This is a genomic window from Methylobacterium sp. WSM2598 (genome assembly GCF_000379105.1).
Classification (GTDB): Bacteria; Pseudomonadota; Alphaproteobacteria; order Rhizobiales; family Beijerinckiaceae; genus Methylobacterium.
The window spans coordinates 4345939-4369213 of the sequence record NZ_KB900609.1; the positions used below are offsets into that span (position 1 = coordinate 4345939).

Below are 23275 nucleotides of genomic sequence, written 5' to 3' on the forward strand. Positions count from 1 at the left end.
GCGCGAGGGCTTCGCGGCGCCCTCGCGGAGACATGCGGATGAGCGCGGCGGACAATGCCGCAAAACCACGAGGACCGGCCTGCGCCCGGGCCGGAAGCGACGCTCAACTTAGAAATTCTTCAGCATAAGAGGGCCGTCGACATCCTGTCGATGTCTCTGCGGCATGATCGATGCGGCCGCGGGTGGCCATGATTGCTCGAACCGAAGTTCATCAAATACGCACGAGATGATGTGGCGCGCCGAGGCGTCGTCTGATTGATGTCGTCGAAAATTCTTCAAGAAATCACTTGTTAAGGTTCCATTAACATGTATGCTGCCTCCGAGTCTGCGGAGATAGCAATGTCGCCATTTTTCCATTTCTGGAAGATAGTGATCTATTTCTTGTTTCCGCCGTTGATCGTCGCATTCATGTTTTATGTTGGTCAGGGCTATTATTTCAGCTTCAAAACCTCCTACCCGGATTGGGGGGTCTGGCAGATCAGAGGGATCGTCGCCGTCGTCGCGTTGCTGATCTACGGCTTCTTGGTGATCGCGGGGCGCGCCCTGGTCGAGGTCTCCGGGGCGAGCCCGTGGCGGCGACGGCTCCTGAAGGGCGGGTCCCTCCTGATCCTCCTCCTCACGAGCGGGTACGGGGTGTTGGCCGCCTGCATGCTCCTGCTGGAAGGGCCGACGATCCTGCGCGAGAGCATCGCGACCACGCGGGAGGCCCTGCTTCGGATCCAGGCGGAATCGGCGGCGATCCTGGCGCGCCCCGAGGTCGACGCCCTCGCCTCGCGGGTGAGAAGCCTCGCGAAGAACCTCGACACCGAGATCAGGAACCCCGTCGCGTGCGGGATCGGGCCGGGCGCGCGCAGGGCCATCGACGGGATCAAGGCCGTCCTGCCCGGCGTCGAGATCCTCACCGGAACCGGACGGGGTCTCGACTGCAAGGATCGCGCGACGGTCGAGGCCGTGGCGAGGGCCTACGGCAGCATGATCGACAAGGCCCTCGGCGAGTACCTCGCGCAGCCCTCGCGACAGATGGCCGAGAGGGCATCCCTGAGCCGCGAGATCAGGCTGACCGTCGACCAGGAGGTCGCGCGGCTCAACGAGAAGGAGAAAGCGCTGATTGGCGTTAACAATTTCCTTTTTGACCAAACTCTCTTCGAAGCGATCGTCCCGACCATCACTCAGGCGAATGCCGAGTACATCAAGCTTTACAACAAATTGTCGGGTTTTTCAAATCTTGAGAAATTCAAGTTGAAAAGCTATCTCGCAAACAATGCCTACGAGTCCGTCACCTCCCTGGTGCAGCTCGTTAACGTTTTGATCGAACGATCGAACAGGCCGACGACTTACATCTACATCATGGTTCCATTCGCGATCGATTTCCTGGCGGTGTTCCTGGTCGTCAACGCGGTGCGGGTGGATCGGGAGCGCGAGGCGAGGCGGCGGCGCCTGAACAGGGACCGCACGCTCCGAGAGAGCGGCGTCACCTACATCTGGTCTCCCATCGAGTTGGGCTGAGGCGACGACCGGAGCCGGCCCTCGTCCCGGAAGGCGAGACGTCAAGGAAAGTGGGGCTCAGCATTATGAACGATGCGAACGGACACAATTTCTCCAGCGATCGGGCTTTCGACGACGACGACATCGAGCACGCGGATTTCGAGTCGCCTCTGCTGGCTCGCGAGATCATGAGTCATCTGAGAAACAACCACATTCACCCGGTCATGATTTTCGGTACGAATTCATCCGGGAAAACCATGATGCTTCTCTCGCTGATCGACTATATCAAATCGTCAGATGACGCCGTCGTCGATGTCCAGCTCGGGGCGCCGATCTGGCCGCGTCGGCACGGTTACTTCGCGCCCATCGAGGAGGCGGCGCGCGCCTTCTTCGAGAACCAGGTGGCGGCCTTCGGGCGAGGCTACGCGGCGCCGCGGACGCAGAGAGAAACGCCGTACTTCATCCCGGTCAACATCGTTCACGAAAGACGAACTGTGAAGTTCGCCTTCCTGGAGGGCATGGGAGAATGGTTCGAGCAGCAGAAACCGGCGGCCGGCCAGGCCGCCGACGCCTCGCGGATGCCGCCCTTCCTGCCATTCAGGAACCTCCTCAAGGAGATCCTGCAGCACTACGAACTCGGCATGTCGCTCATCTTCGTCGCTCCGACAGTCGCGGGGCCGGATGGGGAATCGGCCGCGAGCTCGCACGAGTGCCTGAGCAACGCCATGCATCAGGTCGACCGGCTGCGGGGCAACAAGAACCGCGACAACCTGCTCCTCCTGATCTCGAAGTGGGACGCGTGCTGCCCTCCGGGCGTGAACGGCAGCGGCTTCTCGGACGCGACGGCGTCGACCGTGCTCGACAGGATCGCGAGATGGCGGGTCGCTTGGCCGAAATTCGCCGCGATGACCGGGTTTCCCGCGCATTCCAAGGCGCTGATGCCGTACAGCGCGGCCTGGGTGCAGCCGGATCGGCGCATCACCCACAGTCCGATCTACGCGCCGGTGTTCAGGAGATTCAATCGGACGCTGTGGAACTGGCTCTACGGCAACGCGACGGCCGCTCTGCCGCATGGCGGCGGCGCGCGGGAGATCCTCTACGCGGACGTCGTCCCGAGCCCGGTCGAGGAGGCCGGGCCCTACGAGACGCTGACGAGGGTGATGATCCTCTCGGTCTTCTCGAAGCTGTTCCGAGAGCGCAGACATGCTGGCTGCCGTGGCGGTGTTCGACACGATCGGGGGCTTCTCGGCGCATTACATCGACGTGAAAGGTGAGGTCAGCCACCACGTCGACGCGCTTCAGGCGATCATGGTCCTGTCGAACGACGACGCGATCATGCGTCACGACACGGCCGGGTACTATGTCGTCGCCCGGCGCAACCCGGAGATCGAGGCCACCTGGATCGGTTGCTACAAGCCGCTGCCGCAGGGCGTCGTCGGGCGTTCCGGCGGGTATTTCGGCTGCGGCCTCTGGCTGTTCGGGACGCACCTGGACGGCGGCGAGGCGGTCGCGCTGCTGGAAGCGATCATCGGCAGGATCGAGTCCCTGCTATCCTCGGGGCTGATCAGGGACACGGGCGCGTTGCGCCTGGAGGATCTCGAGGGCGACGTCTCCAAGCTCCACGACGCCGAGCGGGCGCAGCGGAGCAACCGGCCACGGCAGGGGCTCTCCTTCACCCTCCTGGGCACGCCCGCCGTCATCGACCTCTCGCGGGAGGCGGATTCCGCGGCGCTGCCCGACGCGCTGACGCGGGCCCAGCGGGACGGCCTGTTCGAGCCCTACGCCAAGGTCCTGATCGCGCGCGACGCCGCCGCCATGCGCGGCGTCCGGGCACCGGGACCGCGCCTCGACGCGCGCGCCCGCGGGGCCGCCGGCGAGGAGCGCGAGCGCGGCTCGATCTGGTCCGGCTGGCGAAGCCCGTCCGCCCCGCCGCCGGACCTCGCCAGGCTGCCCCCGCCGCAGGCCCTGCCCCCGCCGCGAGCGGAGGCCGGGCGTGCGCCGAGCGGCCTCGCGGAGGTGCAGCAGGCCTGGCAGCGTCAGTTCGGCGCCGTGGAGAGGCGGATCGACGCGCTCGACGCCGCGCTGCGGCTCGCCACCCGGCGCAATCAGGCCGGCCTGCTCGCCCTCGCGGGCGCGAGCGCGATCGGCCTGGGCGCCGTGTCGTGGTGGGGGATCGCGTCGTCGCCTCCGCCGGCCCTCACCTCCTCCCCCGGCCGGCCGGCCTCGGGGAGCCCTCCCCTGCGATCGAGCGCGGATCCGGCCGCCCGGCAATCCGGTCCTCCCGACGCGCCGCGCGACCGCCAGGACCTGCCGGATTCCCGCACGGAAGCCGCGCCGGCACAGCAGGATTTCGGTGCGGTGGTGGGCGCGCTCGAGAAATCGCTTCTGACCTTGCAGGGCCTGATCGCCAGCAACGACCTCCCGAAGAACCTTGTCGCGAAGCACAATCTTCGCGGAAATTTCAATGAGATCATCGCCGCTCTGCAGCCTGTCGGGGATTTCAGGGTGCGGGAACTGGTCGACCGGCTGAAGCCACGCGCCGCGGACGAGCCGGCGAAGGTGCCGAACGCCGAGCCGACCCGGAGAGGGAGCCCGTAGCGGCGCCGGCGGGCCGCCCCGGCGCGGGGTGGCCGGATCGGCGCGCGACCGCGCGCATCCATCGACTCGGCCCCGCCATCCTGACATACGGTGCACCACCGCCCCGCGCGGTTCCGCCTCTGGAGTTTCGCGATGTCGCCCCGTTCGTTGCGCCAGGTCCTCGCGGCCGGCTTCGCAGCCCTGCTCTCCGTCTCGGCCGCCGCGCAGGAGGCGGTTCCCCCCGTGAAGGTCGGCGTGCTCAGCGACATGAGCGGCCCCTTCGCGGATCAGGCCGGCACCGGCTCGGTCGTCGCCGCCCAGCTCGCGGCCGAGGATTTCGCCAAGGAGACCCCCGACATCAGGGTCGAGGTCGTCTCGGCCGACCACCAGAACAAGCCCGATATCGGCCTCGCCATCGCCCGCAAGTGGCTCGACCAGGAGAGCGTCTCGACCATCGTCGACCTGCCGAACTCCGCCGTGGCGCTCGCCGTCGCCAACCTGATGCGCGAGCGCCACCGCGTCGCCCTGGCGTCGAGCGCGATGACCTCCGACCTCACCGGCAAGGCCTGCGCGCCGACAACCGTGCAGTGGGTCTCCGACACCTGGGCGCAGGGCTCCGCCACCGCGCGCGCCATCGCCGAGCGCGGCTTCAAGTCCTGGTACTTCCTCACGGTCGATTACGCCCTCGGCCAAGCGCTGGAGCGCGACGCCACGGCGGCCCTCAAGGGCATGGGCGGCAGCGTCAAGGGCTCGACCAAGCACCCGCTCAATGCCGGCGACTTCGCCTCGCCGCTGCTGGCCGCCCAGGGCTCGGGCGCACAGGTGCTGGCGCTCGCCAATACCGGCGCCGACATGATCAACGTGGTCAAGCAGGCGGCGGAATTCGGCCTGATGCCCGACATGCGGGTCGCGGCCCTGTTCATCCAGATCTCGGACGTCCACGCGCTCGGCCTCAAGGCGGCCCAGGGCCTGCAATTCGCCAGCGCCTTCTACTGGGACCGCACGGACGGCACCCGCGCCTTCGCCAAGCGCTTCGCCGAGCGCATGAACGGCCGCATGCCGACCGAGAACCACGCCGGGGTCTACTCGGCGACGCTGGCCTACCTGCGCGGCGTGCGCGCCGCCGCCACCGTCGAGGGCGAGAAGGTGCTGGCGGCCCTGCGCGAGACGCCGATCGACGACCCGCTCTTCGGCCCGGTCACGATCCGGCAGGACGGGCGGGCGGTCCACGACCTCTTCCTGTTCGAGGTCAAGACCCCCGCCGAGTCGAAGGGGCCGTACGACTACTACAAGCTCCTCGCGACGGTGCCGGGCGACAAGGCCTTCCGGCCCATGAGCGAGGGCGGCTGCCCGCTCGCGAAGTAGGCGCCGCCTCGACAGACGGCGCGCGGGCTCCACTTCGAGGAGGGTGCCGCCCCGGCACCGCCCCCGCGGAGGAGCCTTCCATGACGCAGCCGACCCTGACGCTCAACGACGGGAAGCGCGTGCCGCAGCTCGGCTTCGGCGTCTGGAAGCTCGCCGACGAGAAGGCGCCCGAGATCGTCGGCCTCGCCCTCGAGGCCGGCTACCGGGCGATCGACACGGCGGCGGTCTACGGCAACGAGGCCGGGGTCGGCCGGGCCATCGCGGCCTCGGGCCTCGCGCGCGAGGAGATCTTCGTCACCACGAAGCTCTGGAACGATTCCCACGGCAGCGACGAGGTGCTGCGGGCCTGCGACGCCTCCCTGGAGCGGCTCGGCCTCGACCACGTCGACCTCTACCTCGTGCACTGGCCGCTGCCGCAGCGCGACCTCTACGTGCAGACCTGGCGGGCGATGATGCGCCTGCGCGAGGACGGACGGGCGCGCTCGATCGGCGTGTCGAACTTCACGGTCGCGCAGCTGAAGCGGGTCATCGACGAGACCGGCTCGACGCCCTCGGTCAACCAGATCGAGCTGCATCCGCGCTTCCAGCAGCGGGCGCTGCGGGACTTCCACGCGCGGGCCGGGATCGTCACGCAGGCCTGGAGCCCGCTCGGCCGGGGCGCGGCCCTGGCGGATCCGGTGATCCGGGGCATCGCCGAGAAGCACGGGCGCACCCCCGCCCAGGTGATCCTGCGCTGGCACATCGAGAGCGGCAGCGCGGTCATCCCGAAATCGGAGACGCCGGCGCGCATCCGCGAGAATGCCGACATCTTCGGCTTCGCGCTCGATCCCGAGGACCAGGCGGCGATCGCCGCGCTCGACGCGGCGGACGGGCGCATCGGCCCCGACCCGGAGACGTTCGGCTGAATCCGCAACCGGCCGGCACCTCGGGGCGTTCCTGCCCCTCACCGCATCGATGACGGGAGGGGATTCATGCGCACCTACACGCTCGCCTTCGCCGACGTGCTCTACGCCTGCCTGCCCGACGGGGCCGACATCGACCGGGTGATCGAGGAGGAGGCCTGCGTCGGCTGCGCCGAGATCGATCCGGGCGAGGTGCGGGTGGTGCGGGGCCTGACGCTGACCGCCTTCCCGGCCGCCGCCGACGAGGTGGTGTGGTGCGCCGGCCCGGACGGCGACCTGACCGACGAGCACGGGCGCTGCTTCCCCTACGCGGTGCGGCGCTGGGTCGATCGCTGAGCGGGGATCCGCGTGACCGGGGCGGAATCCGGGACGCGCGCCATCCGCGACCGACCGGCCCGGCTCGGTCCCGCCTCGCGGTGCGGCCCGTGCGGCCGGAGGTGACGGCCCCCGCTGCCTCCGTGATGCCCCCGTCCGAGATCGATCAGCAATCGCGCAACGCCCTGCGCCGCTTTGCGGGCGAGACCTGATCGATCGCGCGGAGCCGATGTCCGAAAAAGTCGGATTTACGACATTTCTCGGGAAGCATGGCGGTCATAGGGTCCTGGCTCAGCGTCCGCCCCCCGAGGACCCGCGATGTTCCACCTCACGATCAACGGCCGCGACCATCAGGTCGAGGTCGAGCCCGACACCCCGCTCCTCTTCGTCCTGCGCGACACGCTCGGCATGACGGGCACGAAGTACGGCTGCGGCATCGCCCAGTGCGGCGCCTGCACGGTGCTGATCGACGGGCAGGCCACGCGCTCCTGCCAGGTGCCGATCGAGAGCGTCGGCGCCGCCCGCGTCCGGACCATCGAGGCGATCGAGCAGGATCCGGTCGGCCGCAGGGTCGTGGAGGCCTGGGTGGCCGAGCAGGTGCCGCAATGCGGCTACTGCCAGTCCGGGCAGGTCATGGCGGCCACCGCCCTCCTCACGCAGAACCCGAAGCCCACCGACGAGGACATCGCCGCCGCGATGACCAACCTGTGCCGCTGCGGCACCTACAACCGCATCGCCGCCGCCGTGCGGCAGGCCGCGGCCTGAGGGAGGTGGCGATGACGCGGCCCGCGCGGTCCCCCCTCCCCTCCCTGCCGGCCGTCGCGCCGGAGGGCGTCGCCAACCTCTCCCGCCGCCGCTTCCTCGGCCGCGCCGCGGGCGCGCTGGTGCTCGGCATCGCGCTCCCGGCCCGGGGCCGCGCCGAGGCGCAGGGCCCGGCCGAGGGCGCCGGCGCCATCGCGCCCCAGCCCGGCACCCGCGTTCCGGCCTTCCTGGAGATCCGCCCGGACGGGCGCGTCCGCCTGCTCAGCCCCTTCGTGGAGGGCGGCCAGGGCATCGCCACCGGCATGGCCCAGATCGTCGGCGAGGAACTCGACGTCGATCCCGCCCGCTTCCTGGTCGAGTGCGCCCCGCCCGGCCCGGACTACGCCGTGGTCAACGGCCTGCGGATGACCGGCGGCAGCTTCTCCACCCGCTCCAGCTACGCGCTGATGCGCCAGCTCGGCGCCACCGCCCGCGACATGCTGATCCGCGCCGCCGCCGCCCGGCTCAAGGTGGAGGCGGGAAGCCTCGCCACCCGCGACGGCGCCGTGGTGCACCCCGCCTCCGGCCGCACCCTCCCGTACGGCGACCTCGCCGGGGAGGCGCTCGCCCTCAAGCCCCGCGACGGCGTGCCCCTGCGCGACCCGGCCTCGTTCCGCTACATCCGCCGGCCGGTGCCCCGCCTCGACGTGCGGGACAAGGCGACGGGCCGGGCGGTCTACGCGATCGACCAGACGGTCGAGGGGATGCTCCACGCGGCGGTCCAGCACGCGCCGCATCTCGGCACCGAGCCCCTGTCCCTCGCCAACGAGGACGAGGTCCGGCGGATGCCGGGCGTCCACTCGGTCCACCGACTCCCCGGCGCCGTCGCGGTGGCGGCGGACAGCTGGTGGCGCGCCCGCAAGGCCGTGGAGGCGCTCCGCGTGCGCTGGTCGGCGCCCGAGCCGGAGGGCATCGCGACCGTCTCGGCGACCTTCTCGTCGGAGGCGATGCGGGCCGCGCTCGCGGACGCGCCCGGAGAGGCTCAGGTGGCGGAGGCGCAGGTGGCGGAGGCGGAGGGCGACGCGGGCGGCGCCTTCGCGAGCGCCGCCAGGGTGATCGAGGCCGCCTACGAGGCGCCCTACCTCGCCCACGCCCAGCTGGAGCCGCCCTCCGCCATCGCCCGCTTCAACCCGGACGGCACGCTCGACGTCTGGACGCCCAACCAGATGCCGGAGCTGTTCCAGGCCCTCTCCGCGCAGGCGGCGGGCCTCGCCCCGGACAGGGTGCGCATCCACTCGCCGATGCTCGGCGGCTTCTTCGGGCGCCACTTCGCCTACGGGCCGGCGAACCCCTACCCGCAGGCGATCCTGCTCGCCAGGGCGACGGGCCGGCCCGTGCGGGTGCTGTGGTCGCGGGAGGAGGAGTTCGGCAGCGACGCCCTGCGGCCCCTCTCGGCGAGCCGCTTCCGCGCCGCCCTCGACGCGGCGGGCCGGCCGATCGCGCTCGAGGTGCGCACGGTCGGCGAGGGGCCGATCGGCCGCTGGTTCGGGGCGATGGTCCAGGGGCCGGTCGACCCCTCCGCCGTCGAGGGGCTGGTCCGGAAGCCCTACGCCATCCCGAACCGCCGCATGACCTTCGTGAAGCGGGCGCACCCGGTCACGATCGCGTTCTGGCGCTCGGTCGGGCACTCGATGAACGACTATTTCTACGAGAGCTTCCTCGACGAGATCGCGCAGGCGGGCGGGCAGGACCCCTTCGCCCTGCGGATGGCGCTGGTGGCGGGCAGCCCGCGCCACCGGCGGCTGCTGGAGGAGGTCGCGGACCTCTCCGGCGGCTGGAAGCGGGGCCCCTACGAGGCCGAGGGCGGGCGGCGCGCCCGCGGCCTCGCCATGGCCTCGCCCTTCGGCTCCGAGACCGCGACCGTGGCGGAAGTCTCGGTCGAGGGCGGCGAGGCGCAGGTGCACACTCTCTGGATCGCGTTCGACCCGGGCAGCGTGGTCAACCCGGCGATCGTGAAGGCCCAGGTCGAATCGGCCGCGGCGCTCGGCCTCTCGGCGACGCTCGTCGAGCAGATGCTCTATCGGGACGGGCAGCGGCAGGCGCGCAACTTCGACGCCTATCCGATCCTGCGGCGCGAGCACATGCCGGCGGTCCACGTGCGCATCGTCGAGAGCGGCGCCCCGATGGGTGGGGTCGGCGAGCCGGGCCTGCCCGGCGTGCCGCCCGCGGTCACCAACGCGGTGGCGGCGCTCACCGGCCAGCGCGTCCGCGCGCTGCCGCTCTCCAACGTCAGGCTCTCCGGCGTCTGATCCGGGCTCCGCTTGATCCAAGCGGAGCCCGGATCACGAGCCCGCGCGGCGCCCGAGCGACGCCGACATCCGCATGGCCGAAATGGGAGATGGCGAAGCCATCACCCGGATGTCGGGGGCCCCCGGTGGATCCGCAGCACGGCACGGCGCTCGTCACCGGCGCCTCGCCGGGGATCGACGCCGCCTCCGCGGCGGCGCTGGCCCGCCGGGCTACGAGGAGCGGGCACCCGCTCAGTAGCGGGCCGGGACGTGCATCTCGGCGGGAACCGGGTGGCGCTCGTAATCCGGGTGGCGCACCCGCTCGGGCAGGTCCACGGGGGGGCGCTCGACGGCGCCGTAGGGCACCTGCTCCAGGAGGTGGGCGATGCAGTTGAGGCGCGCCCGCTTCTTGTCGACCGCCTCGACCACCCACCAGGGCGCTTCGGGGATGTGGGTGCGCTCCAGCATCGTCTCCTTGGCCCTCGTGTAGAGTTCCCAGCGGGCCCGCGACTGCACGTCCATCGGGCTCAGCTTCCACTGCTTGAGCGGGTCGTTGATCCGCATCCGGAAGCGGAATTCCTGCTCCTCGTCGGTGATCGAGAACCAGTACTTCACCAGGATGATGCCCGAGCGCACCAGCATCCGCTCGAATTCCGGCACCGAGCGGAAGAACTCCTCGTACTCGTCGTCGGTGCAGAAGCCCATCACGCGCTCGACGCCGGCGCGGTTGTACCAGGAGCGGTCGAACAGCACGATCTCGCCGCCGGCCGGCAGGTGGGCGACGTAGCGCTGGAAGTACCATTGCGTGCGCTCGCGCTCGCTCGGGGCCGGCAGCGCGGCGATGCGGCAGACGCGCGGGTTCAGCCGCTGGGTGATGCGCTTGATCACCCCGCCCTTGCCGGCCGCGTCGCGCCCCTCGAAGAGCACCACGACCCGCTTCCTGTGGACCTGCACGTAATCCTGCAGCCGCACCAGTTCCTGCTGCAGGCGCAGCAATTCGCGGAAATACACCGCCCGCGGAAGGGTCGGGGCGCGGTTCGGGGGCTCGACGCCGTCGGCGACGCGTTCGAGGAACGCCTCGTCGAGTTCGAGTTCCATCTCCTCGTCGAGGCTGTCCGCCACCTCCTCGCGCACGGCCCCGACCCGGGCGGCCTTCAGATCGTCTTCCATCGCGCCTCTCCGTCCGGCCCGCCGGGAACGGGCGGGCCCGGCCCATTCTGCAGCCGGGATGTGACAGTTTGCGCGGGGACCCGCCGCACCCGGCCGGTTCCGGTCCCCCCGGCGGGGCGGGGCGAGACCCGCGGGGCCGGCCGAGGCGCCGGCCGATCAGTTCATCCGCCACACCGCCGCGTTCACGGCCGTCGCGAAGGCGACCCAGCCCGCATAGGGCACCAGCAGCAGGGCCGCGGCGCGGTCGAGGGGCCAGAACAGCCGGATCGTCCAGAGGATCATCACGAGGAGCGCGACGATCACCACCAGCCCGCCGAGCAGGGAATGGGCGGCGAAGAAGACCGGCGTCCAGATCGCGTTGAGGGCGAGCTGGACCGCGTAGGCGGCGAGCGCCACGCTCCGGCCCCGGCGCAGGTCCGCGCTCGCCGGGGCCTTGCCGAGGACGCGCCAGCAGGCGAGCGCGATCATCGCGTAGAGCATCGACCACGCGACCGGGAACATCCAGTTCGGCGGCGTGAAACCCGGCTTGGCGAGGCCCGCGTACCAGGTCGGGATGTTGGGCGTGGTGAAGAGCGGGCCGGTGAGCGCCGTGGCGAGCACCGGCAGCACGGCGAGGGCGAGGCGCAGGGCGGGGGACGGGACGGCGAGGCGGGTGGCGGCGAGCGTCATGGCAGTTCCAGGGGATGACCGCCCTGACTTGCGCTCGGGCCCCCGTTCTGCAAGGGCGAAGCGGTGCCGCAGGAGTTGCAGATGAGCCGCGCCCCCCCCTCCCCCTGGTCCAAGCGCAGCCTCGCCGTTCAGGCGATGGGCCACGTCGATCCGGTGACCAAGGCGGTGGTGCCGCCCATCCACCTCGCCTCGACCTATCTGCGCGACCCCGACAACCAGTACAGTTCCGGCTACTGCTACGGCCGGCCGGACAATGCCACGGTGCGCGAGGCCGAGGCCGTCCTCGCCATGCTGGAGGAGGCGCCGGCGGGCGCGCTGCTGTTCGGCTCCGGCATGGCGGCGGCGACGGCGGTGTTCGGGGCGCTCGATCCCGGCGACCACGTGGTGGCGCCGAGCGTGATGTACTGGGCCCTGCGCCGCTGGCTGCTGCAGGAGGCGACCCGCTGGGGCCTCAAGGTCGACTTCGTCGCCACCGACGACCTCGACGCCCTGCGGGCGGCGGTGGTGCCGGGCCGCACCAAGCTGGTCTGGCTCGAGACGCCCTCGAACCCGCTCTGGACCATCACCGACATCGCGGCCGCGGCCGAGATCGCGCACGCGGCCGGCGCGCGGCTGGCCGTCGATTCCACCGCCGCCTCGCCGGTGGTCACCCGCCCTCTCGCGCTCGGGGCCGACGTGGTCATGCACTCGGCCACCAAGGTGCTGAACGGCCACTCGGACGTGATCGCGGGCGTGCTGGCGGGGGCGCGGGAGGACGCGTTCTGGGGCCGGATCAAGGGCATCCGCGCGAGCCAGGGCGCCATCCTCGGCCCCTTCGAGGCCTTCCTGCTGCTGCGCGGCCTGCGCACCCTGCACCTGCGCATCGCCGCGCAGATGAGGGGCGCCACCGCGCTGGCCGAGCGCTTCGCGGCCCACCCGCGGGTCCATGCCGTGCTCTATCCCGGCTTGGCCGATCATCCCGGCCACGCGGTCGCGGCGCGGCAGATGGAGGGCGGCTTCGGCACGATGCTGTCGATCCGCGTCGCCGGCGGCGAGGCGGCGGCGATCGCCACCGCCGCCCGCGTCTCCCTGTGGAAGCGCGCCACCTCCCTCGGCGGGGTCGAGAGCCTGATCGAGCACCGCGCCTCGGTGGAGGGGCCCGGGACCCCCTGCCCCGCCGACCTGCTGCGCCTCTCGATCGGCATCGAGGACCCCGAGGACCTGTTCGCGGATCTCGACGCGGCCCTGCGCGGCGCGGCCTGAGCCGCCGCGGCCCGGCGGGCAGGGAATCAGACGCTCTCCGGACGACCACGTCCGGAGAGCGTGAGATAAGCCCGCGCGTCGCTTGAGCGAGGCCGACATCCGTATTGCCGAAATTGGAGACGGCGAAGCAATCCGTCGGATGTCGTATGCCAAGCCCGCGCGGCGCTTGAGCGAGGCCGAAATCCGTATTGCGAAGCAATCCGTCGGATTTCGGATCATGGTGAACTTTCGGTCGACGCGCCGCTCCTTCGGTTCGCACGGGCCCGCCTGTCGAACCGATCGCATCCCGGCGCGTTCTCCCGCAAAGCTCGCCTGCCGAGGAGTGTCCCATGCCTGCCGCCCTGCCCGCCGCGCTTCTCGGCGCGCACGTCCTCCTCGCCGCGGCCGACGGGCCGCCGCGCTTCAACATCGAGGCCACCTGCAAGTCACCGGGACGTGCCTCCGTCTCGACCGATGCCGGGGCGGATGGCTGCCTGCGCTCGGAGCGCGCCGCGGGGGACGACCTGCGCAAGCGCTGGGGTGATTTCTCGGCCACGGCGAAGCGCCAGTGCTCGCAGCAATCGCGGGCCGGCGGCTTCCCGAGCTATGTCGAGATGCTGACCTGCCTCGAACTCGCCAGCGGCAACGTGCCGGTGCACGGGCCGGAGAACGGCGCCACCGCCGGCCAGGGCGGCGCCGGACCCGCGACCACCGGCAGCACCCGGCGGGGCGAGGAGGGCACGGCGCTCACCACCGCGCCCTCGCCGCAGCAGCGCACCGATCCCCTCCGGGTGCTGGGCAAGCCGGCGCGCTGAGCCGCGCGACCGATTCGGCGGCGACGATGGTCCGCACGCGACGGTCACGGCAGGATCGCGCGCGGCGATTCCGCTGAGGAGCCGTCCGGCGCCCGTCCCGGCGGGTCCGCGGGCCGGCTCAGCGCGGGGGCGAGGCTGCGGCGTCGTCCGTGACGGTGGCGAGCCAGACCGGCCCCTCCCCAGCGACGGGCTGGGCGCGCGGGCGCTCCGGCTCCGGCGGCCGGCCGGCCCGGGCCGCCGCGAGGTCGCGCAGCTCCGGCGCCTGCGCGGTGTCGTCCACGGTCAGGAACAGCCCGCGCCGCCGCGCGCCCTGGCCGAGATCGGCGCGGCTCGTCAGCACACTCAGGGCGGGGCTGAGCAGGAGGCTGGCGGCGACGGGCCCCATCCAGGCGGCCAGCCACGGATCGCCCGCGACGGCGAGGAGTATGGCCAGGACGCCCCCCGCGATCAGCGCGTCGGCCTGCAGCCGGGCCGCCTCCGACCAGGGGACCTGCCGGTCGTCGCGCACCTGCGCGTCCCAGCGCACGACCTTGCCGGCCAGGGTCGAGGCCACCGCCCCGGCGTTGAACAGCATCAGCACCGGCCAGAGCAGCACCCAGACCACCTGTTCGAGGGCGGCGCTGAGGAGGAGCCGGCGGGTTCCGCCGAAGGCGCTCCGCCGCTCGCGGCTGAGGAGGACGTGGCCGAGGCTGAGCAGCTTGGGCGCCGCCAGGACCGCCAGGGTGAGCGCCGCGAGCGCGCCGGCCGCCTCCCCCTCGCCGGTGAGCCCGTAGGCGAGCAGGCCGAGATCGCCGCGCAGGACAGCCCGGGCCGTGCCGAGGGCCAGGAAGGCGAGCCAGAGCGGCGAGGCGAGGTAGGACAGGATCCCGACCAGGAGGTGCCAGCGGCTCCCGGCCGTGAGGCCGGGCGTGCCGACGAGGCCGAGATGCTGCAGGTTTCCCTGGCACCAGCGGCGCTCGCGCCCGAGGAGGTCGACGAGGTTCGTCGGCATCTCCTCCCAGGTGCCCCCCTCCTCCGGCAGCAGGCGCAATTCCCAGCCGGCGCGGCGCAGCAGCGCCCCCTCGACGGTGTCGTGGCAGAGGATCTCGCCGCCGAGCGGCGGCCGTCCGGGCAGAACCGGCAGGTCGGCATGCGCCGCGAAGGCGCGCAGGCGCAGGATGGCGTTGTGGCCCCAGTAGCTGCCGTCCGGGCCCTGCCAGGTGTCGAGGGCGCGGATCGAGAGCGGCGCGTAGAGGCGCACGGCGAATTGCTGGATGCGGGCGAAGAGCGTGTCGCGCCCGGCCGCGTAGCTCACCGTCTGGATCAGCCCGACGCGCGGATGCGCCTCCATCAGCCGGATCAACCGGCGGATCGTGGCGCCGCTCATCAGGCTGTCGGCGTCGAGCACGACCATGAACTCGTAGGCGTCGCCGTGGCGGCGGCAGAACTCCGCGATGTTGCCGGCCTTGCGGCCCGTATTCTCGGCCCGGCGGCGATAGCGCAGGCGCGGCAGCCCGGGACCGGCGGCCTCGCACCACGCCCGGGCGCGGGCGAGTTCGCGCTCCTCGGCGGCGGCGATGGCGGCGTCCCGCGTGTCGCTGAGGACGAAGATGTCGATGTCGCCGCCGCCGCCCGCCCGGGCGATGGAGCGGGCCATCACCCGGATCGCCGCGAAGACCGCGACGGGGTCCTCGGCGTGGATCGCCACCGCCAGCACCGTGCGGCTCCGCCCGGACGGCGCCAGCGGCACCGTCGGGGCCGCCGCCTCGACGGCGGAGACGACGCGCCGCCTGAGCCAGGCGGCGGCGGCGCCGTAGACGTATTGCCACGCCACGTAGGCCTGCCACGTCATCACGAGGCAGAACAGCACCAGGACGGCGCCGTCGAGGAGACCGTCGGCCGGGCTCGCCGCGGCCGCGAGCCCGGCCAGCGCGGCGGCCGTCGCGAGCGTCGGGAGCGCGAGGGCGAGGCGGCGCACGATCAGCGCCGCATCGGGCGGGGAGGCAGGCGGCATGGAGGACTCGACGGAGACGGGAGGATGGCCAGCCCTAGGGGGATTGGCCTGAATGGTGCCGGAACGATGACGCTGCGGCGCCGCGATGCTCGACAGGACGGACCGGCGCTGTCAATCCCGGGCTCCGGGGGCGAGTTCCCGGCGGGGCGCGGGCGGCGCCCGCGCGGGGTGCGGGGCGGAGCCCCCGGAGGAGCGACGTCTTGACCGACACGATCTTCGCGCCGGCCTCGGGATTCGGGCGGGCCGCGGTGGCGGTGATCCGGATCAGCGGACCGGGAGCGGCCTCATGCCTCACGGCGCTGACGGGCGGCCCCCCTCCCCTGCCGCGGCGCCTGTCGCTGCGGCAGCTGCGCGACCCGGGGACGGGCGAGGTGCTCGACCGTGCCCTGGTGGTCTGGCTGCCCGGTCCCGCGACCTTCACGGGCGAGGACAGCGCCGAGTTGCACCTTCACGGCGGGGCGGCCGTCCGCGCGGCCGTGCTTCGGGTGCTCGGCCGCCTGCCGGGCCTCGCCCCGGCCGAGCCCGGCGCCTTCACGCGGCGGGCCTTCCTCAACGGGCGCATGGACCTGACCGCGGTCGAGGGTCTCGCCGACCTGATCGATGCCGAGACGGAAGCGCAGCGCCGGCAGGCGATGCGGCAGCTCGACGGGGCGCTCGGCCGGCTCGTGGAGGCTTGGCGGGACACCCTGCTCGGCGTGCTCGCCGGGGCCGAGGCCGCGCTCGACTTCTCGGACGAGGGCGACGTGGACGAATCGGCCCTGTCGGCGTCGGGTCTCGCCGCGGCCGCGCGGGTGCGGGACGCGATCCTGGCGGCGCTGGCGGAGGGACGGCGGGGCGAGCGGCTGCGGGAGGGGTTCGTGGTGGTCCTGGCCGGTCCGCCCAATGCCGGCAAATCGACGCTGCTCAACGCCCTCGCCCGGCGGGAGGCGGCGATCGTCTCGCCGATCCCCGGCACCACGCGGGATGCGATCGAGGTCCGCTGCGACCTCGACGGCCTGCCGGTGCTCCTCGTCGACACGGCCGGGCTGCGGGACGAAGGGGCGGACCCGATCGAGGCCGAGGGCATGGCGCGCAGCCGGCGGCGGATCGAGGAGGCGGATCTCGTGCTGTGGCTGGTGCCGCCCGAGGGCGGCGCCGCGGCGCCGACGGGAGCCCTGGTCGTGCACACCAAGCGGGATCTCGGGCGGGATCTGGGCGGCGCGGACGGGGCGCTCGCGATCTCGGCCCTGACCGGCGAGGGGCTCGCGATGCTTCTCGACCGCGTCGCGGCCGCGGCGGGGGCCGCGCTCGGCCGTGGCGACGCCGTGGTGACGCGCGAGCGGCAGCGCCGCGCGCTCGAGGAATGCGCGGCCCATCTCGGGCGGGCGATCGGCGGGGCCGAGACGATGCCGGCGGAACTGGTCGCCGAGGACCTGCGCCTCGCGGTGCGGGCCCTCGGGGCAGTGGCGGGCCGGGTCGGCGTCGAGGAGATGCTGGACCGGCTGTTTTCCAGCTTCTGCATCGGGAAGTGAGGCGGGGCCGCGAGGAGGACCCGCTCGCGCGGGCGCGCCCGCGCTGCGAGAAAGCGTGGCTGTTTCACGTGAAACAGCCACGCTTCTCCAACCGCTTTCCCCGTTTCACGTGAAACACGCGCCCTCCCCGACTTCCCGGTTGACGATCTCGGGCTGCCCGCCCAGAGATCTCGCATGCAGCGAATCGACCGCACCCGCTTCGACGTGATCGTCGTCGGCGGCGGCCATGCCGGCGTGGAAGCCGCCGCGGCCGCCGCGCGCCTGGGCGCCGCCACGGCGCTCGTCACCCACCGCCGCGCCACGCTCGGCGCCATGTCGTGCAACCCCGCCATCGGCGGCCTCGGCAAGGGCCACCTCGTGCGCGAGGTCGACGCCCTCGACGGGCTGATGGGCCGCGTCGCCGACCGCGCCGGGATCCAGTTCCGTCTGCTGAACCGCCGCAAGGGACCGGCGGTGCGCGGGCCCCGCAGCCAGGCCGACCGCAAGCTCTACGCCCGGGCGATGCAGGAGGAGCTGGCAGCCACGCCCAACCTCTCGCTGATCGAGGGCGAGGCGCACGACCTGGCCGTGGTGGAGGGGCGCGTCACGGGCATCGTGCTGGCGGACGGGCGCGCCCTCCCCTGCGCGGCCGTGGTGCTGACGACCGGGACCTTCCTGCGCGGTCTGATCCATATCGGTGAGCGGACCATGCCGGCCGGACGGGTTGGCGAGGCGCCGGCCCTCGGCCTCGCCGCCACCCTCGACCGGCACGGCTTCGGGCTCGGCCGGCTCAAGACCGGCACCCCGGCCCGCCTCGACGGACGCACCATCGACTGGGCCGGGATCGAGAAGCAGGCCGCCGACGACGAGCCGGTGCCCTTCTCCAGCCTGACCGACCGGATCACCACGCCGCAGATCGAGTGCGGCGTCACCCGCACCACGCAGGCGGTGCACGACCTGATCCGCGCCAACCTGCACCGCTCGCCGATGTACTCGGGCGGGATCACCAGCCGCGGTCCGCGCTACTGCCCCTCGATCGAGGACAAGGTGGTGCGCTTCGGGGACCGTGACGGGCACCAGATCTTCCTGGAGCCGGAGGGGCTGGACGATCCCACGATCTACCCGAATGGCATCTCGACCGCCCTGCCCGAGGAGGTCCAGCGCGCGGTCCTGCGCCTGATCCCGGGCTGCGAGCGGGCCGCGATGCTGCGGCCGGGCTACGCGATCGAGTACGACTACGTCGACCCGCGCGAGCTCGACCCGACGCTCCAGACCCGCCGGGTCGCCGGCCTGTTCCTGGCCGGCCAGATCAACGGCACCACTGGCTACGAGGAGGCGGCCGGCCAGGGCATCCTGGCGGGGATCAACGCCGCGCGCCTCGCCGCCGGATCGGCCCTCGCCGTCCTCGACCGAGCCGAGTCCTACATCGGCGTCATGATCGACGACCTCGTCACGCATGGCGTGAGCGAGCCCTACCGGATGTTCACCTCGCGCTCCGAGTACCGGCTCAGCCTGCGGGTCGACAACGCGGATGAGCGGCTCACCGGGCGGGGCATCGCGCTCGGCTGCGTCGGGGCCGCGCGGGCCCGCCACTTCGCCGAGAGCCAGCAGGCCCTCGCCGCGGCCCGCGCGCGGCTCGACGCGCTCGCGATCACGCCGAGCGAGGCGGCCCGGCACGGCCTCGCCCTGAACCGGGACGGGATCCGGCGCAGCGCCTTCCAGCTCCTCTCCTATCCGGAGATCGACTGGCCGCGCCTCGCGGCGATCTGGCCTGAACTCGCGGCCGTCCCGCCCCGCGTCGCCGAGCGGCTGCGCACCGACGCGGCCTACGCGGTCTATCTCGACCGGCAGCGATCCGACATCGCCGCCTTCCGGCGCGACGAGGCGGTGCGACTTCCGGCCTCCCTCGATTACGGGCGCATCGCCGGCCTGTCGAACGAGTTGCGGCTGAAGCTGGATTGCGTGCGGCCGCACACGCTGGGCCAGGCGGCACGGATCGAGGGTGTGACCCCCGCGGCTCTGACCCTGCTGGCCGCCCATGCTAGGCGGGCCGACGCGGCCGCTCCGGTGGAGGCGTGATGGTGCCCTCCGACCGCGACAGGGTGCTGGCGGAGGCGGGTGTTTCACGTGAAACAGCCGCCGCCCTCGACCTCTACGTCGCCCAGCTCACGCGCTGGCAGGCGATCAAGAATCTCGTCGGCCCGGCCACCCTGCCGGATGTCTGGACGCGGCACATCGCCGATTCCCTGCAGCTCCTCGACGCCGCCCCGCAGGCGCGGACCTGGCTCGACCTCGGCAGCGGCGCCGGCATCCCGGGCCTGATCCTGGCGATCGCCGGGGTGCAGAACCGCCCCGACCTGCGCGTCGACCTCGTCGAGAGCAATGCCCGCAAGGGCGCCTTCCTGCAGGAAACCACCCGCCTCACCGGCGCCCCGGCCCGGATCCACGTCGCCCGGATCGAGCGCGTCGTCGCCGACTTCCGCGGCGTCGACGTGGTCTGTGCCCGCGCCCTCGCGCCCCTGCCGCAGCTCATCGCCTGGACGGCCCCGCTGTTGAAAAGCGGCACCATCGGGCTGTTTCCGAAGGGCCGGGAGGCCCAATCCGAATTGACCGCCGCCCGCGAAAAGTGGACATTCGTGGCGGATGTGATCCCGAGCCGGACCGATTCCTCCGCGGGGATCGTCCGCATCTCCAGCTTGAGCGACCCGCTTCCATGACAGTGGAACCTTCCGAGGCGCCGGCCCGCTCCGCGCGGCCCCTTCGCATCATCGCGCTCGCCAACCAGAAGGGCGGCGTCGGCAAGACCACGACGGCCATCAATCTCGGCACCGCCCTGGCGGCGATCGGCGAGCAGGTGCTGATCATCGACCTCGATCCGCAGGGCAACGCCTCGACGGGGCTCGGGATCGACCGCCGCCAGCGCCGCCTCTCGACCTACGACGTTCTCGCGGGCGAGGCCGCCCTGAAAGAGGCCGTCCAGGCGACCGCCGTGCCGCGCGTCGCGATCGCCCCCTCGACCATGGACCTGCTCGGCCTCGAGATGGAGATGGCGAGCGCGCAGGACCGCGCCCACCGCCTGCGCCGCGTCCTCGAACCGCTGACCCGCGGCGAGATGGCCGAGGAGGAGCGCTTCACCTACGTGCTGATCGACTGCCCACCCTCCCTCAACCTCCTCACCATCAACGCCCTCGCGGCGGCCGACGCGGTGCTGGTGCCGCTGCAATGCGAGTTCTTCGCGCTGGAGGGGTTGAGCCAGCTGCTGCGGACGGTGGAGCAGGTGAGGGGCGCGCTCAACCCGCGGCTCGCGATCCAGGGCATCGTGCTCACCATGTTCGACCCGCGCAACAACCTCTCGACCCAGGTCGTGGCGGATGTGCGGGCCTTCATGGGCGACAAGGTCTACGAGACGATGATCCCCCGCAACGTGCGCGTCTCCGAGGCGCCCTCGCACGGCAAGCCGGTCCTGCTCTACGACCTGAAATGCGCCGGCTCGCAGGCCTACCTGCGCCTGGCCTCCGAGATCATCCAGCGCGAAGGACGCCTCCCCGCCGCCGCGTGAGCGCCGGGGTCACGAGACACGAGGACACCAGGATATGGCGGAAGAGGTGGCCCGCCCGCGGCTCGGACGCGGGCTCGCGGCGCTGATCGGCGATGTCGGCGAGGACGCGCCTCCGGCGCCGATCGACCGCCGCGGTCAGCGCCGGGTGCCGATCGAGTTCCTGCGCCCCAATCCGCGCAATCCCCGCCGCCACTTCGCCGAGGCCGAGCTGGAGGAGCTCTCGGCCTCGATCCGCACCCGCGGCGTGATCCAGCCGATCGTGGTGCGCGGCGTCGCCGCGGTGCCGGACACGTTCGAGATCGTCGCCGGCGAGCGCCGCTGGCGGGCCGCCCAGCGCGCCGGCCTGCACGAAGTCCCGGTGGTCGTGGTCGAGATCGACGACCGCACCTCCCTCGAATACGCCATCCTGGAGAACGTCCAGCGCGCCGACCTCAACCCGATCGAGGAGGCCGCCGGCTACGAGCGGCTGATGAGCGAGTTCGGCTACAGCCAGACCGAGCTGGCCGAGATCATCGGCAAGAGCCGCAGCCACCTCGCCAACACGCTGCGCCTGCTGAACCTGCCGCCATCGGTGCAGGAGCAGGTGGTGGCGGGCGCGCTCACCGCGGGCCACGCCCGCGCCCTGCTCGCCGTCAGGGACCCGGAGGCGGTGGCCCGCCGGGTCGTCGCCGAGGGGCTGACGGTGCGCGAGGTCGAGGCCCTGGCCGCCGCCGAGCAGCCCGCCGAGTCCGGCCCGCGTCCCGGCCGCCCGCGCCGGGCGCCGCCGGAGAAGGATGCCGACACCCGCGCCCTGGAGCGGCGCCTGGAGGACGCGCTCGGGGTGACCGTCTCGATCGAGCATCGCGGCGGCGGCGGGGAACTGCGCCTGCGCTACGCCAGCCTCGATCAGCTGGACGCGATCTGCCGCCGGCTCGAGATGCAGGGCTGAGCGGCGAGGGGAGGGGGCCCGCATCGCGCTCCAACGACATCCGGTTGATGGCTTCGCCATCTCCGATTTCGGCCATGCGGATGTCGGCTTCGCTCAGGCGCGGCGCCCGGCCTCCAGGGCGATCCGGACCAGGACGTCGCTCGCCAGGGCGTGCGCGAATTCCGCCTCGGCGCGCCGGCAGGCGAGCACGCCCTCCTGCAGGCGGGCGACGGCGCGCCGGAGCGCCTCCGGCGACCAGCGCGCCAGCTGGACCTCGACGATCCTCTGGCGCCGGAAGTGCAGGCCGCGCCAGCTCGCCACGATCTGGCCCGGCGACTGGCCCTGGCCGTCGAGGCGCGCGGCGAGCAGCGCGAGGGCGTGGCGCAGGGCCGCCCCCAGCATCACCGAGGCGTCCATGCCCTCGACCCGGAAGCGCCGGTAGCTCCGCTCGGCCTCGCCGGCCTGACCCGCGAAGGCGGCGTCAATCAGGGCGTTGAGGACGGATCCCGAGACGTCGCTCGCCACCGCCTCCACGTCCTCGAGGCTGATCTCGCGCTGCCCGCGCGCGTAGAGGGCGAGCTTCTCGATCTCGCCGAGGCTGGCGCGGCGGTCGCCCCCGAGGCTCGCCGCCAGGGTCTCGCGGGCGTCGCGCGCGATGCGCAGGCCCTCGGCCTGGAGCCGCGCGTCGATCAGGTCGGCGAGGGTCCGCGCGTCATCCGGGTAGCAGGGGAGGGCGAGGGCCCGCGGCGAGCGCTCGCAGAGGACCCGCAGCGGCGCCGACTTGGCGAGGTCGCCCGCCTCCACCACGACGCGGGCCGCCGGCAGCTCCGCCTTGAGCAGGGCCTCGACGGCCGGCGCGATGGGGCGGCTGCCGGGCCGCACCCAGATCGCCCGCTGGCCCCCGAACAGCCCGACCGTCCCGGCCTCGTCGAGGAGCCGGCCGGGATCGCCCGCCAGCACGTCCCCGTCGATCTTGACCAGGGCGAAGGGGTCGGACGGGTCCGCCACCGCGCCCTCCGCGAGGCTGCGGGCGCGCTCGGCCACCAGCCCCGTGTCGGGGCCGTAGACCAGGATCACGGCGACGCGCGGGTCGGGCCCGCGGCGCAGCAGGCCCTCGACGTCGCCCGGGCGGATCGCCGTCACGGCTGCGTGGCGAGGATCGCGGCGACGCGCGTCTTGATCTGGTCCGCCAGGAGCTTGGCGAGGCGGATCTCCGCGTCGCGGGCCGCGCGCAGGCTGGCGAAGCGCTGCACCGAGCGGTCGTAGCTCGCGAGGCCGGTGGCGGTGCCCTCCGTGAGGGTGCGGCTGCCGTCGAGGCTCACCACCTTGTAGGCGGCGCTGCCGTACAGCGTGGCGGACTCGGCCCGGGCCGTGACCGAGCTCACGATCGGGGTCTGCACCGTCTCGCTCACCGCGAGCGTGAGCCGATAGCGCTTCTCCGGCGCCTGGCCGGCCCCGTCGAGGTCGAAGACCAGCTCGCTGCGCAGGTAGTGGCCGAGGCGCTCCTGGCCCTGGGCCGTCGTCGCCGGGTCGACCTGGATCGAGGCCAGCACCGCGCTCAGCGGCGCGCCGGAGGCGGTCGGGCCGTAGAGCGGCCGGAAACACCCGGACAGGCCGAGCATCACCATCCCGGCGAGTGCGAAGCGTCGCGCCGTGCCTACCGTGCTGCGTGCCATGCCGGTCCCGTCCTCCGCCGCGAGCGGATCCTGATTCGGTCGCCGGGTCGGCGCGACACCGACCCGGACCCGCAGGATATAGGAAAGCTCTGCGGCGGGAGC

20 protein-coding genes are annotated in these 23275 nt (G+C 72.6%); 15 read left to right on the top strand and 5 right to left on the bottom strand.

All coding sequences use genetic code 11. The annotated features are described in order from the left end of the window. The first annotated feature begins 339 nt into the window (after positions 1-339). From MET2598_RS0120630 to MET2598_RS0120670, 8 genes are all read left to right on the top strand, one after another. Positions 340-1506, top strand: coding sequence for a hypothetical protein (locus tag MET2598_RS0120630; protein WP_018262180.1), 1167 nt, complete (start codon positions 340-342; stop codon positions 1504-1506). 65 nt (positions 1507-1571) lie between these two features. Continuing rightward, complete coding sequence (locus MET2598_RS0120635; RefSeq protein ID WP_018262181.1) at positions 1572-2759, top strand: hypothetical protein; 1188 nt, start codon at positions 1572-1574, stop codon at positions 2757-2759. Beyond that, positions 2689-4083, top strand: a complete 1395-nt coding sequence (locus MET2598_RS0120640) for a hypothetical protein (RefSeq protein WP_051086523.1) — start codon at positions 2689-2691, stop codon at positions 4081-4083. Before MET2598_RS0120635 ends, MET2598_RS0120640 begins: the two co-directional genes overlap by 71 nt. Before the next feature lie 132 nt (positions 4084-4215). Next, the gene (locus tag MET2598_RS0120645) at positions 4216-5427 is read left to right on the top strand and encodes an ABC transporter substrate-binding protein (protein WP_012331354.1); all 1212 of its coding nucleotides are present in this window, start codon (positions 4216-4218) and stop codon (positions 5425-5427) included. A gap of 80 nt (positions 5428-5507) precedes the next feature. Then, a complete protein-coding gene (locus MET2598_RS0120650; protein WP_012331353.1) occupies positions 5508-6332 on the top strand; it encodes an aldo/keto reductase in 825 nt (274 codons plus the stop codon). A 66-nt stretch (positions 6333-6398) separates the two neighbouring features. Beyond that, positions 6399-6665 (top strand): hypothetical protein, encoded by a 267-nt coding sequence (locus MET2598_RS0120655; RefSeq protein WP_018262183.1) that lies wholly within the window; start codon positions 6399-6401, stop codon positions 6663-6665. Positions 6666-6962: 297 nt separating this feature from the next. Next, positions 6963-7409, top strand: coding sequence for a (2Fe-2S)-binding protein (locus tag MET2598_RS0120665; protein WP_012331351.1), 447 nt, complete (start codon positions 6963-6965; stop codon positions 7407-7409). Next, entirely contained in the window at positions 7358-9694 is a 2337-nt protein-coding gene (locus MET2598_RS0120670) for a molybdopterin cofactor-binding domain-containing protein (RefSeq protein WP_442919012.1), read from the top strand. Before MET2598_RS0120665 ends, MET2598_RS0120670 begins: the two co-directional genes overlap by 52 nt. A gap of 231 nt (positions 9695-9925) precedes the next feature. On the opposite strand, the gene ppk2 is transcribed toward MET2598_RS0120670, so the two are convergent. Both ppk2 and MET2598_RS0120680 read right to left on the bottom strand, forming a co-directional pair. Further along, positions 9926-10843: a polyphosphate kinase 2 gene (ppk2, locus tag MET2598_RS0120675; protein WP_018262186.1), complete on the bottom strand. Its 918-nt coding sequence runs from the start codon at positions 10841-10843 to the stop codon at positions 9926-9928. A 156-nt stretch (positions 10844-10999) separates the two neighbouring features. After that, the gene (locus tag MET2598_RS0120680) at positions 11000-11512 is read right to left on the bottom strand and encodes a TspO/MBR family protein (RefSeq protein ID WP_018262187.1); all 513 of its coding nucleotides are present in this window, start codon (positions 11510-11512) and stop codon (positions 11000-11002) included. Positions 11513-11593: 81 nt separating this feature from the next. On the opposite strand from MET2598_RS0120680, the gene MET2598_RS0120685 reads away from it, so the two are divergent. Next, a complete protein-coding gene (locus MET2598_RS0120685; RefSeq protein ID WP_018262188.1) occupies positions 11594-12754 on the top strand; it encodes a trans-sulfuration enzyme family protein in 1161 nt (386 codons plus the stop codon). Positions 12755-13083: 329 nt separating this feature from the next. Further along, the gene (locus MET2598_RS0120690) at positions 13084-13548 is read left to right on the top strand and encodes a hypothetical protein (RefSeq protein WP_018262189.1); all 465 of its coding nucleotides are present in this window, start codon (positions 13084-13086) and stop codon (positions 13546-13548) included. A 118-nt stretch (positions 13549-13666) separates the two neighbouring features. Here MET2598_RS0120690 and mdoH read toward each other — a convergent pair whose 3' ends face one another. Beyond that, positions 13667-15541: a glucans biosynthesis glucosyltransferase MdoH gene (mdoH, locus tag MET2598_RS0120695; RefSeq protein ID WP_018262190.1), complete on the bottom strand. Its 1875-nt coding sequence runs from the start codon at positions 15539-15541 to the stop codon at positions 13667-13669. Positions 15542-15741: 200 nt separating this feature from the next. On the opposite strand from mdoH, the gene mnmE reads away from it, so the two are divergent. From mnmE to MET2598_RS0120720, 5 genes are all read left to right on the top strand, one after another. Then, positions 15742-17052, top strand: coding sequence for a tRNA uridine-5-carboxymethylaminomethyl(34) synthesis GTPase MnmE (mnmE, locus tag MET2598_RS0120700; protein ID WP_018262191.1), 1311 nt, complete (start codon positions 15742-15744; stop codon positions 17050-17052). Between the two features lie 174 nt (positions 17053-17226). Continuing rightward, positions 17227-19110: a tRNA uridine-5-carboxymethylaminomethyl(34) synthesis enzyme MnmG gene (mnmG, locus tag MET2598_RS0120705; RefSeq protein ID WP_018262192.1), complete on the top strand. Its 1884-nt coding sequence runs from the start codon at positions 17227-17229 to the stop codon at positions 19108-19110. Next, positions 19110-19748: a 16S rRNA (guanine(527)-N(7))-methyltransferase RsmG gene (gene rsmG, locus MET2598_RS0120710; RefSeq protein ID WP_018262193.1), complete on the top strand. Its 639-nt coding sequence runs from the start codon at positions 19110-19112 to the stop codon at positions 19746-19748. The genes mnmG and rsmG overlap by 1 nt, the downstream gene beginning before the upstream one ends. Further along, on the top strand, positions 19745-20590 hold the full coding sequence (locus MET2598_RS0120715) for a ParA family protein (RefSeq protein ID WP_018262194.1): 846 nt from the start codon (positions 19745-19747) through the stop codon (positions 20588-20590). Before rsmG ends, MET2598_RS0120715 begins: the two co-directional genes overlap by 4 nt. A 34-nt stretch (positions 20591-20624) precedes the next feature. Then, the gene (locus MET2598_RS0120720) at positions 20625-21518 is read left to right on the top strand and encodes a ParB/RepB/Spo0J family partition protein (RefSeq protein WP_018262195.1); all 894 of its coding nucleotides are present in this window, start codon (positions 20625-20627) and stop codon (positions 21516-21518) included. Between the two features lie 93 nt (positions 21519-21611). Here the strand turns inward: MET2598_RS0120720 and holA are convergent, their stop codons facing one another. Then, entirely contained in the window at positions 21612-22640 is a 1029-nt protein-coding gene (holA, locus tag MET2598_RS0120725; protein ID WP_018262196.1) for a DNA polymerase III subunit delta, read from the bottom strand. After that, positions 22637-23173 (bottom strand): LPS assembly lipoprotein LptE, encoded by a 537-nt coding sequence (gene lptE / locus MET2598_RS0120730; RefSeq protein ID WP_012331338.1) that lies wholly within the window; start codon positions 23171-23173, stop codon positions 22637-22639. The genes holA and lptE overlap by 4 nt, the downstream gene beginning before the upstream one ends. Between the last annotated feature and the right edge of the window lie 102 nt (positions 23174-23275).

Bases quoted from the DNA above. Each gene is read 5' to 3' on its own strand.
- MET2598_RS0120715 (WP_018262194.1), top strand. From the start codon at position 19,745: ATGACAGTGGAACCTTCCGAGGCGCCGGCCCGCTCCGCGCGGCCCCTT.
- MET2598_RS0120680 (WP_018262187.1), bottom strand. From the start codon at position 11,512: ATGACGCTCGCCGCCACCCGCCTCGCCGTCCCGTCCCCCGCCCTGCGC.
- MET2598_RS0120720 (WP_018262195.1), top strand. From the start codon at position 20,625: ATGGCGGAAGAGGTGGCCCGCCCGCGGCTCGGACGCGGGCTCGCGGCG.
- MET2598_RS0120640 (WP_051086523.1), top strand. From the start codon at position 2,689: ATGCTGGCTGCCGTGGCGGTGTTCGACACGATCGGGGGCTTCTCGGCG.
- MET2598_RS0120655 (WP_018262183.1), top strand. From the start codon at position 6,399: ATGCGCACCTACACGCTCGCCTTCGCCGACGTGCTCTACGCCTGCCTG.
- MET2598_RS0120650 (WP_012331353.1), top strand. From the start codon at position 5,508: ATGACGCAGCCGACCCTGACGCTCAACGACGGGAAGCGCGTGCCGCAG.
- MET2598_RS0120630 (WP_018262180.1), top strand. From the start codon at position 340: ATGTCGCCATTTTTCCATTTCTGGAAGATAGTGATCTATTTCTTGTTT.
- rsmG (WP_018262193.1), top strand. From the start codon at position 19,110: ATGGTGCCCTCCGACCGCGACAGGGTGCTGGCGGAGGCGGGTGTTTCA.
- MET2598_RS0120685 (WP_018262188.1), top strand. From the start codon at position 11,594: ATGAGCCGCGCCCCCCCCTCCCCCTGGTCCAAGCGCAGCCTCGCCGTT.
- MET2598_RS0120635 (WP_018262181.1), top strand. From the start codon at position 1,572: ATGAACGATGCGAACGGACACAATTTCTCCAGCGATCGGGCTTTCGAC.
- MET2598_RS0120665 (WP_012331351.1), top strand. From the start codon at position 6,963: ATGTTCCACCTCACGATCAACGGCCGCGACCATCAGGTCGAGGTCGAG.
- ppk2 (WP_018262186.1), bottom strand. From the start codon at position 10,843: ATGGAAGACGATCTGAAGGCCGCCCGGGTCGGGGCCGTGCGCGAGGAG.
- MET2598_RS0120690 (WP_018262189.1), top strand. From the start codon at position 13,084: ATGCCTGCCGCCCTGCCCGCCGCGCTTCTCGGCGCGCACGTCCTCCTC.
- lptE (WP_012331338.1), bottom strand. From the start codon at position 23,173: ATGGCACGCAGCACGGTAGGCACGGCGCGACGCTTCGCACTCGCCGGG.
- mdoH (WP_018262190.1), bottom strand. From the start codon at position 15,541: ATGCCGCCTGCCTCCCCGCCCGATGCGGCGCTGATCGTGCGCCGCCTC.
- MET2598_RS0120645 (WP_012331354.1), top strand. From the start codon at position 4,216: ATGTCGCCCCGTTCGTTGCGCCAGGTCCTCGCGGCCGGCTTCGCAGCC.
- mnmG (WP_018262192.1), top strand. From the start codon at position 17,227: ATGCAGCGAATCGACCGCACCCGCTTCGACGTGATCGTCGTCGGCGGC.